The sequence below is a fragment of the Mesorhizobium sp. M0410 genome (genome assembly GCF_040321435.1).
Lineage (GTDB): Bacteria > Pseudomonadota > Alphaproteobacteria > Rhizobiales > Rhizobiaceae > Mesorhizobium.
The window spans coordinates 251,211-265,172 of sequence record NZ_JAMYRN010000010.1 but is presented as its reverse complement, the minus strand read 5'-3'; the positions used below and the strand labels follow the sequence as shown (position 1 = coordinate 265,172).

The 13,962-nt window shown below is 63.2% G+C and carries 14 protein-coding genes and 1 other RNA gene; 12 read left to right on the top strand and 3 right to left on the bottom strand.

Annotated features, from left to right (window positions below):
* Nucleotides 1-21: 21 nt before the first annotated feature.
* The 6 genes from NKI63_RS17675 to NKI63_RS17650 all read left to right on the top strand — a co-directional run bounded on the left by NKI63_RS17675 (nucleotide 22) and on the right by NKI63_RS17650 (nucleotide 5,875).
* Entirely contained in the window at nucleotides 22-1,116 is a 1,095-nt protein-coding gene (locus NKI63_RS17675; RefSeq protein ID WP_254816205.1) for a microcin C ABC transporter permease YejB, read from the top strand.
* On the top strand, nucleotides 1,116-2,255 hold the full coding sequence (locus tag NKI63_RS17670) for an ABC transporter permease (RefSeq protein ID WP_352506115.1): 1,140 nt from the start codon (nucleotides 1,116-1,118) through the stop codon (nucleotides 2,253-2,255). Before NKI63_RS17675 ends, NKI63_RS17670 begins: the two co-directional genes overlap by 1 nt.
* Before the next feature lie 224 nt (nucleotides 2,256-2,479).
* Nucleotides 2,480-2,713, top strand: a complete 234-nt coding sequence (locus tag NKI63_RS17665) for a hypothetical protein (RefSeq protein WP_352506116.1) — start codon at nucleotides 2,480-2,482, stop codon at nucleotides 2,711-2,713.
* The gene (locus tag NKI63_RS17660) at nucleotides 2,713-3,213 is read left to right on the top strand and encodes a type II toxin-antitoxin system VapC family toxin (protein WP_352506117.1); all 501 of its coding nucleotides are present in this window, start codon (nucleotides 2,713-2,715) and stop codon (nucleotides 3,211-3,213) included. The genes NKI63_RS17665 and NKI63_RS17660 overlap by 1 nt, the downstream gene beginning before the upstream one ends.
* Nucleotides 3,210-4,838, top strand: coding sequence for an ABC transporter ATP-binding protein (locus NKI63_RS17655; RefSeq protein ID WP_352686858.1), 1,629 nt, complete (start codon nucleotides 3,210-3,212; stop codon nucleotides 4,836-4,838). The genes NKI63_RS17660 and NKI63_RS17655 overlap by 4 nt, the downstream gene beginning before the upstream one ends.
* A gap of 95 nt (nucleotides 4,839-4,933) precedes the next feature.
* A complete protein-coding gene (locus NKI63_RS17650) occupies nucleotides 4,934-5,875 on the top strand; it encodes a 2-hydroxyacid dehydrogenase (RefSeq protein WP_352506119.1) in 942 nt (313 codons plus the stop codon).
* A gap of 25 nt (nucleotides 5,876-5,900) precedes the next feature.
* On the opposite strand, the gene NKI63_RS17645 is transcribed toward NKI63_RS17650, so the two are convergent.
* The 3 genes from NKI63_RS17645 to NKI63_RS17635 are packed head-to-tail and all read right to left on the bottom strand — an operon-like array spanning nucleotide 5,901 to nucleotide 7,628.
* Nucleotides 5,901-6,203 carry a Dabb family protein gene (locus NKI63_RS17645; RefSeq protein WP_254816201.1) on the bottom strand — a complete coding sequence of 101 codons (303 nt, stop codon included), beginning with the start codon at nucleotides 6,201-6,203 and terminating at the stop codon, nucleotides 5,901-5,903.
* 25 nt (nucleotides 6,204-6,228) lie between these two features.
* On the bottom strand, nucleotides 6,229-7,170 hold the full coding sequence (nudC, locus tag NKI63_RS17640; protein ID WP_352752267.1) for an NAD(+) diphosphatase: 942 nt from the start codon (nucleotides 7,168-7,170) through the stop codon (nucleotides 6,229-6,231).
* A gap of 38 nt (nucleotides 7,171-7,208) precedes the next feature.
* The gene (locus NKI63_RS17635; protein ID WP_352752269.1) at nucleotides 7,209-7,628 is read right to left on the bottom strand and encodes an HIT family protein; all 420 of its coding nucleotides are present in this window, start codon (nucleotides 7,626-7,628) and stop codon (nucleotides 7,209-7,211) included.
* Between the two features lie 359 nt (nucleotides 7,629-7,987).
* Between NKI63_RS17635 and ffs the strand changes: the two genes are divergently transcribed.
* The 6 genes from ffs (at nucleotide 7,988) to NKI63_RS17605 (ending at nucleotide 13,822) form a co-directional block, all read left to right on the top strand.
* Nucleotides 7,988-8,084: signal recognition particle sRNA small type (gene ffs / locus NKI63_RS17630), an RNA gene on the top strand.
* Between the two features lie 104 nt (nucleotides 8,085-8,188).
* Nucleotides 8,189-10,015: a DNA polymerase III subunit gamma/tau gene (locus NKI63_RS17625; protein WP_352822529.1), complete on the top strand. Its 1,827-nt coding sequence runs from the start codon at nucleotides 8,189-8,191 to the stop codon at nucleotides 10,013-10,015.
* 31 nt (nucleotides 10,016-10,046) lie between these two features.
* The gene (locus tag NKI63_RS17620; RefSeq protein ID WP_254816197.1) at nucleotides 10,047-10,370 is read left to right on the top strand and encodes a YbaB/EbfC family nucleoid-associated protein; all 324 of its coding nucleotides are present in this window, start codon (nucleotides 10,047-10,049) and stop codon (nucleotides 10,368-10,370) included.
* A 420-nt stretch (nucleotides 10,371-10,790) separates the two neighbouring features.
* On the top strand, nucleotides 10,791-11,729 hold the full coding sequence (locus NKI63_RS17615; RefSeq protein ID WP_352822526.1) for a cell wall hydrolase: 939 nt from the start codon (nucleotides 10,791-10,793) through the stop codon (nucleotides 11,727-11,729).
* 147 nt (nucleotides 11,730-11,876) lie between these two features.
* Nucleotides 11,877-12,482: a recombination mediator RecR gene (gene recR / locus NKI63_RS17610; protein WP_352686846.1), complete on the top strand. Its 606-nt coding sequence runs from the start codon at nucleotides 11,877-11,879 to the stop codon at nucleotides 12,480-12,482.
* A gap of 20 nt (nucleotides 12,483-12,502) precedes the next feature.
* Complete coding sequence (locus NKI63_RS17605; protein WP_352754068.1) at nucleotides 12,503-13,822, top strand: lytic murein transglycosylase; 1,320 nt, start codon at nucleotides 12,503-12,505, stop codon at nucleotides 13,820-13,822.
* The last annotated feature ends 140 nt before the right edge of the window (nucleotides 13,823-13,962 follow it).

Sequence of the window (13,962 nt, the reverse complement as noted above, 5' to 3'; positions counted from 1 at the left end):
ACAAGCGAGGCAGGGAACCTGATGGGCGCCTATATACTGCGCCGCATCCTGTTGATGATCCCGACCCTGTTCGGCATCATGGCGGTATCCTTCGCCGTCATCCAGTTCGCGCCGGGCGGGCCGGTCGAGCAGGTCATCGCCAGGCTGACCAACCAGGGCGGCAGCGATCGCCTAGGCGGCGGCGGCGGTGATGCCGGCGGCGCCAATTTCGATGTCGCCGGCGACGTCGGCTCGAAATACCGCGGCGCGCAAGGGCTCGACCCGGAATTCATCAAGAAGCTGGAGAAGCAGTTCGGTTTCGACAAGCCGCCGCTCGAGCGCTTCGGCATGATGCTGTGGAACTATCTCCGCTTCGATTTCGGCGACAGCTATTTCCGCGACATCTCGGTGCTCGACCTGATCCTGGAAAAGATGCCGGTGTCGATCTCGATCGGACTGTGGATCACACTCTTGTCCTATCTGATCTCGATCCCGCTCGGCATCCGCAAGGCAGTCAAGGACGGCTCCACCTTCGACGTCTGGACCAGCGGCGTCGTCATTGTCGGTTACGCCATTCCGGGCTTCCTGTTCGGCATATTGCTGATGGTGCTGTTTGCCGGCGGCTCGTTCTGGGACTGGTTTCCGCTGCGCGGCCTCACCTCCGACAATTGGGACCAGCTGTCGTGGCCGCAGCGGATCGTCGACTATTTCTGGCACATGACCCTGCCGCTGACGGCGCTGGTGCTGTCGGCCTTCGCCACGACGACGTTGCTCACCAAGAATTCCTTCCTTGAGGAGATACGCAAGCAATATGTGGTCACAGCCCGCGCCAAGGGCCTGTCGGAGCGGCAGGTGCTTTATGGCCACGTCTTCCGCAACGCCATGCTGATCGTCATCGCGGGTTTCCCCGGTGCCTTCATCTCGGCATTCTTCACCGGGTCGCTGCTGATCGAGAACATCTTTTCGCTCGATGGCCTCGGCCTGCTTGGTTTCAACTCGGTGGTGCAGCGCGACTATCCGGTGGTCTTCGCCAATCTCTACATCTTCTCGCTGCTTGGCCTGTTCGTCGGGCTGCTGTCCGACCTGATCTATACCTGGGTCGATCCGCGCATCGACTTCGAGCGGAGAGACGTCTGATGGAGCAGGCGACAGCCGAAACGGCGCCGCCTCGGATCGCGCGGCCCTTTCTGTCGCCGCTCAACCAGCGGCGCCTGCAGAACTTCAAGTCCAACAGGCGCGGCTACTGGTCGTTGTGGATTTTCCTGTTCCTGTTCGTGCTGTCGCTGGTTTCCGAACTGATCGCCAACGACAAGCCGATCATCGCCTCCTACAAGGGCGAGATCCTGTTTCCGGTCCTGGTCGCCTATCCCGAGGAGAAGTTCGGCGGCTTCTATGCGGTCACCGACTACCGCGACCCGGTCATCCAGGACGAGATCAATGCCAATGGCTGGATGGTCTGGCCGCCGGTGCGCTACTCCTACCAGACCGTCAACAACGCCATTCCCGAAGCAGCACCGACCAAGCCGTCCTGGCTCTACGACAAGAAGACGCGATGCAACCAGTATCCGAAAGGCGAAGCGGACCCCAATTGCAACGTCGGCAACTGGAACTGGCTGGGCACCGACGACCAGGCCCGCGACGTGCTGGCGCGCGTCATCTACGGCTTCAGGATATCGGTGCTGTTCGGCCTGATCCTGACCGCCGGCTCGGCGCTGATCGGCGTGGCGGCCGGCGCCTTGCAGGGCTATTTCGGCGGCTGGACCGACCTTCTTTTCCAGCGCTTCATCGAGATCTGGTCGGCGATCCCAGTGCTGTACCTGCTCTTGATCGTCGCCGCCATCCTGCCGCCCGGCTTCTTCATCCTGCTCGGATTGATGCTGCTGTTCTCCTGGGTGGCGCTGGTCGGCGTGGTGCGGGCCGAGTTCCTGCGCGCCCGCAATTTCGAATATGTCAATGCGGCGCGCGCGCTCGGCGTGCCCAACATCACCATCATGTTCCGGCATCTGCTTCCCAATGCCATGGTGGCGACGCTGACCTTCCTGCCCTTCCTGCTCAGCGGCTCGATCTCGACGCTGACCTCGCTCGACTATCTCGGCTTCGGCCTGCCGCCCGGCTCCGCCTCGCTGGGCGAACTGTTGAAGCAGGCGCAGCGCAACCTCAACGCCCCCTGGCTCGGCATTTCCGGCTTCGTCGTCATCTCGCTGATGCTGTCGCTGCTGGTCTTCGTCGGCGAGGCCACCCGCGACGCCTTCGATCCGCGCAAGACGTTCAGATGAGGGCGATGCAGGCTGGCATTCGGCATGTTATATTCCGGAAATGGCAATCCGGACAAAAGCGGACGTACCCTCAAGTGACCGGCGGCTTTGATCGGTGAAACACCAGTGGCAGCCATCGCTCGATCACTGGAGAGCAAATTGGCCGATATGAGCGAACCCGGAGCCATGACGGTGTGTTGGCGTCCGTGCAGTCCGTCAATCCGCACGTTGGGGAAGGAAGGGTTATGAATAGGATCATCCTTGAACACTACCCGGCATCGAAGCTCCCGGATGAACTGCGAAAAGGCATAGCGCCGAGCGCCTCGGTCAGAGTGACAGTGGAGGAGGAGGCCAACAGGCCCCTTGGCCGCGAACAATTGCTTGAACTCATGCGGGATGCTCAGGCCAACGCGCCGGGAACAAGCCTCGACGAGGCTGTCGCGCGTGTTCGTGCCCTCCGCGATGAGTGGGAGGATTGATGGCTGCAGTCCGGCTTTATGTCGACACCAACATTTTCATCTATGCCTTTGAAAACAATGATGCGCTTGCAAACAAACTGCTTCAGCTCATTTCACTGAACGAGGGCAGAAAGCAGCCTTTCCTGGCGACGAGTGAGATCGTGCTCGCGGAGTTGATGGTCGATCCCTTGAGAAAGAACAATGAGCGACTGATCGAGCTCTACGACAATATTTCAATCGGCAATGCCTTCATCTCAATTGGGACGATAACTCGCGACGTTCTCTGGCACGCAGCACAGTTACGTTCGGAATTCCTTTCGTTGAGATTACCAGACGCGATCCATCTTTCCACAGCGATGCACTTCGGCTGCACCCAATTTCTGACCGCGGACACGAGGTTGAAAGAGACCTATTCTATCGCACCAAATCGTCTCGTCCCCCCTCAAATGGCAGCCAAAATTTCGATCATACGACCGGAAATTTCCGCCTTGGACAGGGTTGTCGCGGAAGTTGAGCTATGACCCCCCCTCTCCTCTCGGTCCAGGATCTCAGCGTCGCCTTCACGCAAGGCGGCAGCCAGTCGGTCGCCGTCGACCATATCTCCTTCGACCTCGCCAAGGGCGAGACGGTGGCGCTGGTCGGCGAATCCGGCTCCGGCAAGTCGGTCACCGCGCTGTCGGTGCTGAAGCTGCTGCCCTATCCGACCGCCAGCCACCCGTCGGGAAAGATCCTGGTCCTCGGCGCCGACCTGCTTGCCGCGGACGAGAGAGACTTGCGCCGCGTGCGCGGCAACAAGATCACCATGATCTTCCAGGAGCCGATGACCTCGCTCAACCCGCTGCACACGATCGAGCAGCAGATCGTCGAGGTGCTGAAGCTGCACCAGGGCCTGGGCGATCGCAACGCCAAGGCGCGCACGCTGGAACTTCTGCACGAGGTCGGCATCCGCGAACCGGAAAAACGGCTCGACGCCTATCCGCACCAGCTTTCCGGCGGCCAGCGCCAGCGCGTCATGATCGCCATGGCGCTCGCCAACGAGCCTGAACTGTTGATCGCCGACGAGCCGACGACCGCGCTCGACGTCACCGTCCAGGCGCAGATCCTCGAATTGCTGGCCGGCCTGAAAAGCCGCAAGAACATGTCGATGCTGTTCATCACCCACGATCTCGGCATCGTCAGGAAGATCGCCGACCGGGTCTGCGTGATGACCAAGGGCAAGATCGTCGAGACCGGCCCGACCAAGGAGATATTCGCCAATCCGCAGCACGCCTACACGCGGCATCTGCTTGCCGCCGAGCCGAAAGGCAAGCCGCCGGCGGCCAACCAGGCCGCCAAGCCGGTGATGGTCGGCAAGGACGTCAAGGTCTGGTTTCCGATCAAGAAGGGCTTCTTCCGGCGCACCGTCGACAATGTGAAGGCGGTCGACGGCATCGACGTCACCGTGCGGGCCGGCCAGACGCTTGGCGTCGTCGGCGAATCCGGCTCAGGCAAGACGACGCTCGGCCTGGCGCTGGCCAGGATGATCTCGTCGACGGGGACCATCCAGTTCAACGGACGCGGCATCGATCAGCTGTCCTTCAGCGAAATGCGGCCGTTGCGACGCGAGTTGCAGATCGTCTTCCAGGATCCGTTCGGTTCGCTCAGTCCGCGCATGTCGGTCGCCGAGATCATCGAGGAAGGGTTGAAGATCCACGAGCCGAAACTGTCTCCTGATGCGCGCGACGAGCGTGTCGTCGACGTCCTGAAGGAAGTCGGCCTCGATCCGGCGACGCGCAACCGCTATCCGCACGAATTCTCCGGCGGCCAGCGCCAGCGCGTCGCCATCGCGCGCGCCATGGTGCTCAACCCGCGTTTCGTCATGCTGGACGAGCCGACCTCGGCGCTCGACATGAGCGTGCAGGCGCAGGTCGTCGACCTCTTGCGCAGCCTGCAGGCCAAGCACGATCTCGCCTACCTCTTCATCAGCCACGATCTGAGGGTCATCCGCGCGCTCGCCAACGAAGTCATCGTCATGCGTAATGGCAGGATCGTCGAGGCCGGTCCTTCCGAACAGATTTTCGGCAACCCGCGGACCGACTATACAAAGGCGTTGATCTCGGCCGCCTTCAAGATCGAAACGGCGCCGGTCGGTATCGTCAGCGAGTAGATTTTCGCCAGAGATCATGCACAAAATCAAAACGCTGCCGCGCCCCTGCGAGTCCGGACGCGAACGCTGTTGGTAAAAGGGAAAAACAATCCGCAATGGAAAAAGGCCGCATCCTGCTTGCCCTCACCGGTATTCATCCGCTGCGCTGGCGCGAACTGCTGTCGGCGGAGCGCGAAGTGGTGCTCGAGCCGAATGGCGCCGGCGATCCCTCGATCACCTATGCTGTGGTGTGGAAACAGAGGCCGAACCTGTTGTCGTCGCTGCCCAATCTGCGGGCTATCTTCTCGATCGGCGCCGGCGTCGACCACATTTTCGCCGATCCCACCTTGCCCGACGTACCGGTCGTCAAAGTGGTCGCCGACAACCTTACCCAGTACATGACCGAATACGTCGTCTGGCGGGTGCTCGACCACCATCGCCAGGGCATGCTCTACCGCGCCCAGCAGCAGAAGAAGATCTGGCACGAGCCGCAGCAGCGGCCGGCCGGCGACATCTCGGTCGGCATTATGGGGCTCGGCACGCTTGGCCGCGCGGCGGCATCGGTACTGTTGTCGCTCGGCTTTCCCGTTAATGGCTGGTCGCGCAGCGATCGGCCGATGGAACGTGTCTCGACTTACGCGGGCGAGGCCGGCCTGATCCCGTTCCTCAATGCCACCGATATCCTGGTGGTGCTGTTGCCGCTGACGCCACAGACGCACGGCATCATCAACCACGGCGTGCTGAAGGAGCTGCGCAAGCGCAATGGCCTCGGCGGCTCGGTGCTGATCAATGCCGGGCGCGGAAGGCTGCAGAAGGACGCCGACATTTTGCGCGCGCTGGACGACGGCACGCTGAAGGAAGCCAGCCTCGACGTGTTCGAGGTCGAACCGCTGCCGAAGACCAGCCCGCTATGGAGCCACCCGAAAGTGTTCGTGACGCCGCACGCGGCGGCAACTTCCGATCCAGTCCACCTGGCGCCGATCATGCTGCGTCAGATGGACGCCTTCGAGCGCGGCGAAGCGCTGGAAAATGTGGTGGATCGCGACGCGGGGTATTGATTTTTTAGAGCGCCGCTTTCCAGTCTCAGCCCCAGCCGAGCGGCACGTAGTCGATCTCCATAAACGCCTCGACCTCCGGGATCCAGCGGTCGCGGACGAAGGCGACGTGGTCGGGATGGTCGTTATAGCCGGAGTAAGCCCGCTGATCGGCGAACTCCATCGAGAAGCCGAAGCGGTAGTCGTTCTTGGGGCTGACCTGCCGCAACTGCTCGAAATGCGTGACGCCCTTTATCGCCGTGAGGATCGTCTTGGCGTCGGCGAGGAACCTTTTTTCCTCGAGCGAATGCGGCGGGTGCTTTAGCGTGAACACGACGGTGTGACGGATCATTTTTTGCTCCTGCGATGTCTTCGTATCACGCGCTGTCGGCCCAGGCGCGGATAAGGTTATAGGCGATCGCCCCCTTCGGCGGTGTCACCAGGCCGCCCGGATGCTCGCGGGCCAGCATCGAGAGCACCTCGTCGCGAAAGAACCAGCGGCAATCTTCCAGCTCGTTGAAGTCGGGGTGGATATCGTCGTTGAGCGGTTCGCCGAAGCAGCCGATCATCAGCGAATAGGGAAACGGCCAGGGCTGGCTGGCGTGGTAGACGACGCGGCCTAGCCGAATGCCGGCTTCCTCCAGCGTTTCGCGGCGCACCGCCGCCTCGATCGTCTCGCCCGGCTCGATGAAACCGGCGAGCGCCGAATACATGCCGGGCCCGAAATGCCGGCCGCGGCCGAGCAGGCATTTTTCGCGTGTTGCCGTCAGCATGATCGCCACCGGGTCGGTGCGCGGAAAGTGCTCCGTGCCGCAGGCCGGGCAATGCCGCTTGTAACCGCCCGCCCGCATCTCGGCTTCGGTGCCGCACTTGCTGCAGAAGCGATGGCTGGCATGCCAGGCAAGCAGCGCCGCCCCTTGCGCCAGCGCGCCGGCGGCCGCTTCGTCGATCAACCCCTGCATATAGACCGAGCGATAGTCGATCGCCCTGATCGTCTCGGGAAGCTGCTCGGGCTCGACCCCGGCCGGCACCGCCAGCACCGGGCCGCTTTCGGAAAAACCGAGCAGGACGCCGTTTTCGAGCGATGCCTCGAGCGGCCGGCATTCGGCCACGCCGAACCAGGGGTCGAATGCGCCTTGCGCAAGCTTCAGGTAGAGCCGGCCGCCACGCATCAGCAAAAGCCGCGCCGAGGGATCGGCGAGTGCCTTTTCGACGGAATCGTCGGCGCGGTTTTCGGACTGCCGGTCGATAATGTTGCCGGCGAAGCCGACGAACTGGCTCGGCTCGCGCAAGGGCGCGTCAAACAGGCGAAAGCTCATGCAGACTCGGGAAGGTTCAAGGTGGACACGGGAGAGGCTTATAGCGCTGCCTTGATCTTTTCCGCAAACTTGCGAAGGTCGGAGCGCTGATAGGGCTCGCGCAGGCCGTGCCCCCACACCGGGCCGGGCCAGCCGGGATCGCCTTCCGAGCGCGCGACGACGTGTACATGCAGCTGGCGCACGATGTTGCCGAGTGCGCCGGTGTTGATCTTGGTGCAGCCGGTCACCCGCTTCAGCGCCAGCGCCACCATATTGGTCTCGAAGGTCAGCATCGCCTGGTCGAGCGGCGTCATATCGTGGATTTCCTCGATGCCCGGCCGCTGCGGCACCAGCAGCAGCCATGGCCAGCGGCGGTCGTTCATGACGCGCAATTCGCACAGGCCGAGCCACATCAGCTGTTCGCTGTCGGCTTCCAGCTGGGCGTCAATCGTGAATCCGGCCTTGAGGCCCGGCAGCATCGGCGTTTCCCTCACTTTTGGACGTTTCTTGAACTCTATCGACGCTAGAGCGGCTTCCGAAGGGCCGCAAGGGGCAGCAAGCAACATTGGCCGTCGCGGCGCTGATTGTGCGCGAAGAAGTGAAGGCCCGGGCAAATTGCATCAGGTTGGCGCTGCCCCGCCGAGGTCGACGATTTTGATCGTGGCCACATTTTGTTCTTGCTTTGTGCCGGCAGCTATGCTACTAATCCCGCTATGGTGATTATTCGCACCAAAAACCCGCCCGCCGAGGCGGGTTTTTGGTTTCAGCTTTCGCCGTCGCTCAAGGCCCCTGTCATCCGCACTTGCATTTCATCGCCGGATTGCCGATATGGATGCTGGGAGGTTGGTGGTGGACGGTCCACTCGCCAACCGGGTCAGGTCCGGAAGGAAGCAGCCCTAACGAGCCCGGAACGGGTCATTGTTCCAGCCTCCCGCCTCTTCGCCTTTTGCCCCGACATTGACGGCGCCAAGCCGTGCGGGCGAAACTATGCGCAGGAATCGGCGGCCTCCAGTGGCAGCCCTTGGAGCTTGACGGGCGAATGAGCGAAGCCGGAAACGAGGCCGGGAAATTGGACAAGCCTGCCGCCTACCGCGTGCTGGCGCGCAAATACCGACCGTCGAATTTCTCCGAGCTGATCGGCCAGGAGCCGATGGTCCGCACGTTGACCAATGCCTTTGCCACCGGCCGCATCGCCCAGGCCTGGATGCTGACCGGCGTGCGCGGCGTCGGCAAGACGACGACCGCGCGCATACTCGCCCGGGCGCTGAACTACAAAACACCGACGGTCGACCAGCCTTCCGTCGACCTTGCCGTGCTCGGCGAGCATTGCCAGGCGATCATGGAAGGCCGGCATGTCGACGTCATCGAGATGGACGCCGCCTCGCATACCGGCATCGACGATATCAGGGACATCATCGAGCGTGTGCGCTACGCCCCGGTGTCGGCGCGCTACAAGGTCTACATCATCGACGAAGTGCACATGCTTTCCAACCAGGCCTTCAACGGCCTGCTGAAGACGCTGGAAGAGCCGCCGCCGCACGTCAAGTTCATCTTCGCCACCACCGAAATCCGCAAGGTGCCGATCACCGTCCTGTCGCGCTGCCAGCGTTTCGACCTCAGGCGCATCGATGCGGCAATGATCAAGGCCGACCTTGCCAGGATAGCCGGTCTGGAGGGCATCGAAGTTGAAGACGACGCGCTGGCGATGATCGCGCGCGCGGCCGAAGGCTCGATGCGCGATGCGCAGTCCATCCTCGACCAGGCGATCGCCCATGGCGGCGGCGCGGTCAGCGCCGAAGCGGTGCGTGCCATGCTCGGCCTTGCCGACCGTGCCCGCATCGTCGATCTGTTCGAGCATGTCATGAAGGGCGACGTCGCGGCCGCGCTTACCGAATTCCGTGCCCAGTACGATACCGGCGCCGATCCTGCCGCGGTGCTGACCGACCTTGCCGAGTTCAACCATCTGGTCACCCGTCTGCGTTTCGTGCCGGCTGCCATCGACGACGCCTCGCTGTCCGAGGACGAGCGTCGGCGCGGCGCCGATTTCGCCAGCACGCTGTCGGTCAAGGTGCTGTCGCGGACATGGCAGATGCTCTTGAAAGGCATTCCCGAGGTGCAGACTTCCAACCGCCCGGTCAGCGCCGCCGAGATGGTGCTGATCCGGCTGGCGCATGCCGCCGACCTGCCGACGCTGGACGAGGCGCTCAAATCGCTGGAGAACGGCGTTTCGCCGCCGGGCGCCGCGCCGCGCGTGAATGGCGCGCCGGCAAGCCCCGGCCCCGCAAACCATGCGCCTGCAAGCGGTGGTGCCGGTGCCGTGGCGCAGACGCGGATGCCGACGGCCAATGGCGGCGCGCAGACGATGCGCCTGGTCGAGGCCGAGCCCGTGCCGACCAACTTCGTTGCTCCGCCGGAGCCGGTGGTCGAGGCGCCGCTGGTGCCGGTGAAATCGCTGGCCGATATTGTCGCCCTTGCCGACGCCCAGCGCGACATGGCCTTCAAGGTGCTGGTGAAGCGTTGCGTGCGCCTGGTGCGCATCGAGCCCGGCCGTATCGACGTCAGCCTGACCGACGATGCGCCGAAGATGCTGCTCAACGATTTGACCGCCAAGCTGCGCGCCTGGACGGGCCGCAGCTGGCTGGTGTCGCTGTCGAAGGAGGAGGGCGGCCAGACGCTGGCCGAGATGGAATCGACAAAGCGCGAAAACGCCTTCCTCGATGCCAAGAGCGACCCGACGGTCGCCGCCATCCTGGCGCGCTTTCCCGGCGCCAAGATCATCGACGTGCGCATTCCCGACGCGCCGGAAGCCGATGCGGCAGAGGCCGAAGTACCGGTCGAGCCACCGGCCGACGACGACGAAACCTGAACAACCAGCACCAACTGCAAAGGACCGTGCGATGAAAGATCTTCTCGGCCTGATGGGCAAGGCAAAGGAAATGCAGGCCAAGTTCCAGGCCATGCAGGATGAGATTGCCACGCTGGAAGCCACCGGACAGGCCGGCGGCGGCCTGGTCAGTGTGACGCTGACCGGCAAATTCGAGATGAAGTCGCTGAAGATCGACCCGGCGCTGTTCAAGGAGGACGAGGTCGAGATTCTCGAGGACCTGCTCCTCGCTGCCCACAACGACGCCAGGACCAAGGTCGAGCAGATCATGCAGGAGAAGACCAAGGCGCTGACCGCGGGACTGCCGATCCCCCCGGGAATGAAGCTGCCGTTCTAAGGTGTATTGATATTCACGTGATGCCGGCCTGCAAACGGCGGCTTCCTGCGCTTCCGGTGCTCACGTACGAAACGTACGCTCCGCTCCGGTTCTCGGAAGCCGCCATTTTCGGCTCGGCCTGACCTGAATCTCAGCACACCTCGAGCTGTGTTTACAGTTACCGCGTCGACTGAACCAATCTCTCCAGGCTTGGGCAAGCCCTCTTGCGCAGATTGCGGCGCTCCAAGGTCACGGCATGAATCCCTGGAACCATGCCGGCACTTGACCGAAGAGGGCAGCGATCCAACGCTCTTCGCCCGCCAGCTGTGTCTATTGGGCAACGCCCCAAACTTAATAACGCTTTAGCCATCTTTTTGCCTGAAAGTGTCTCATTCTTGCCGCAACCAGGGGCGGGCTGGCAGCAGAATGAGGGGACACCTGTTGATCTCTACCCGATGGAAGACGCCGTTGCGGCTCGGCGTCGTTGTCTCGCCGCTGTTTTTGGCCGCTTGCAGTCAGACCGCCTCGCACGGCATGTCCAGCCTGACCGATGCCATTACGCCGGGTTTCCTGAGCTCGCGCTCTTACAATTCCACGCCGAAGGAGAAGGAATGCCTGGAGCGGGCGATGTTCTTCGAGTCCAACCGGTCGAGCCGTGACGGCATGATTGCGGTCGGCACCGTGGTGATGAACCGGCTGCGGTCGGGCAAGCACGGCAGCACCATCTGCGAAGTGGTTGGCGAGCGCGGCCAGTTCGCGCCGGGCGTCATGACACGGCCGATGAATTCGAAGGCGATGCCCGACGTCGAGGAGGCCGCCGAGTCGGTGCTCAAGGGCGAGCGCAAAGCCAAGCTGAAGAACACCATGTATTTCCACACCGCCGGGCTGCGCTTCCCCTACAAGAACATGCACTACACCATGGTCGCCGGCGGCAATGCCTTTTATGAAAAGCGCGGCCGCAACTGGCAGCCGTTGCCGGACGAACCGGTGGTCGCCATGGCCCAGGCCAAGCCGCAAGCGCCTGCCGCTCAGGCTATACTTGTCGCCTCGGCGGAGCCGGCTCGCGAGGTCAAGCCGACATTCGCCAAGGCAACCTATGTTACCGCCGCCGCATCGCTGCCGGCAAGGCAGACTAGGGTGACTGCAGGAATGGCGACCGCGGCGAGGGCGGCACCGGAGAAGCCAATCCTTGTGGCGCTGCAGGAGCCAATGCAGGAACCGGACGCGGCCCGTTTCGGTGGAACCGTGAACCCCCGGCCGGTCACATCATTCCAGGCGGCGCCGGCAGAGCCGACAATGTCGTTCGAGACGACGCCCGAGAACACCGACGCCATCGGCGCGATGATCGCCGGCCAGACCCGGCCGCTGGAGGAAAACTGAGGCGGTCGGCGTCGGCGCGTTGTACGGGGAGAAATGCCCGGCAGGGCAATGAGGGGCGGCGCAACGCCGGGCGATTGCCTCTTTGCGGGCTGAACAGCGCGCCTCAGCGCTGTTCCAAAACCCGTTGAAAAATCCTAAACCGGAGCGATGTCGAAGCGAATCGCCGGTCCCGAGATCGAACGCCTGATCCAGCTGCTGGCCAAGGTGCCGGGGCTTGGCCCGCGTTCAGCGCGCCGCGCCGCACTCCACCTCATCAAGAAGAAGGAGCAGCTGCTGGCGCCGCTTGCCGCTGCCATGGGCGAGGCCGTCGACAAGGTGCGCATCTGCTCGACCTGCGGCAACGTCGACACCTCCGATCCATGCATGATCTGCACCGACCCGCGCCGCGACCCCACCACGCTCATCGTTGTCGAGGACGTGGCCGACCTTTGGGCGCTGGAGCGGGCGACCGCCATGAACGTGCGTTATCATGTGCTTGGCGGTACGCTGTCGCCGCTCGACGGCATTGGTCCCGATGAGCTCAACATCCGTTCGCTGGTCGATCGCGTCGCCGGCGGCGAGGTCAAGGAAGTGATCCTCGCCGTCAACGCTACGGTCGAGGGCCAGACTACCGCGCACTACCTCACCGACCAGCTTTCCGGCTTCAACGTCAAGGTGACGCGCCTGGCGCACGGTGTTCCGGTTGGCGGCGAACTCGACTATCTCGACGAAGGCACGCTCGCCGCGGCACTGCGCTCGCGGACGGTGTTTTGAGGCGAGTTGCGGGGAGGATGATGGTTGCTAAGCATTCTTTAAGGCTGGCACTCCGTCCCACCCCCCTCTGCAGGACAGAGGGGGGTAGGACGGATCGCTGTTTTCGCAAAATAGCCGTCGCGTTTCTTCTTGCAGTCCTCTTTGCCCTCATCCTCGCCACCCCCGCCTCCGCGGCAAAGATCGACGACCAGTTCCGCGCCTGGCTTGGCAACGACCTCTGGCCCGAAGCCAAGGCCAAAGGCATCTCCAGGAAAACCTTCGATGCCGCCTTCGACGGCGTCAAGCCGAACCTCAAACTGCCCGGCCTGGTAAAGCCTGGCGAGAAGGCGACGACGCCGCGGAAGCAGCATCAGGCCGAGTTCGGTTCGCCCGGCGCCTATTTCGCCGAAACGGTCGTCCGTGCGGTGACCGCCGGCGGCCGCACCCGCGAGGCGGCCAACGCTAGGACCCTTGCAGCGATCGAGAAACGCTACGGCGTGCCTGGCGAAGTGCTGCTGGCGATCTGGGGCCGCGAGAGCGGCTTCGGCGCAGCGAAGCTGCCTTATGACGCCTTCGAGGTGCTTGGCACCAAGGCGTTCATGTCGACCAAGAAGGAATTCTTCCGCACCGAGCTCTTGGCGGCGCTGGAGATCGTCGAGCGCGGGCTTGCCCCGGTCGGTGCGATGAAATCGTCCTGGGCCGGCGCGCTCGGCCAGCCGCAGTTCATGCCGACGTCGTTCCTCAAGCATGCCGTCGATTTTGACGGCGACGGCCGCACCGACATCTGGAATTCGACGCCCGACATACTGGCATCGATCGCCAATTATCTCGTGCATTATGGCTGGGTCAGGGGCCGCGGCTGGGGCTTCGAGGTGACGGTGCCGGAGAGCGTCTCCTGCTCGCTCGAAGGTCCGGACCAGGGCAAGAAGATTTCCCAATGGGCTGATATGGGCATCAGGCGTGTGTCGGGTAAACCGTTCCCGGCGAGCGAACTGAAAGCCGAGGGCTTTCTTTTGATGCCGGCCGGGCGTAGCGGCCCGGCCTTCATCGTGACCCCCAATTTCTACGTGCTAAAGCAGTATAACACCAGCGATCTCTATGCCCTGTTCATCGGCCATGGCGCCGATCGCATCGCCCATGGCGACAGCAATTTCTCGGGCAATTGGGGCGCGGTCGGCGGGCTCTACCGCTCCGACATCGCCGCCCTGCAACGGGCGCTGGAAGCCAAGGGCTACGATGTCGGCAGCGCCGACGGCCTGCCTGGCTTCAAGACGCGCCGCTCGATCGGCAAGTGGCAGGCCAGCAACGGCCGTTCCGCTACCTGCTTTCCCGACGCCGACCTGGTTACCGCGCTGAAATAGCCGGATTTTCGCACCGCCGGTCTGGCCCAATCAACCGTTCTGCAAATGCTCGTTGCCGCGCTCGAAACCGCCGGATATGGTGAGCCGGAACCGCATAAAAATTGCCGATCGACGGACCGGGGATCACCGTTCGACGCGGC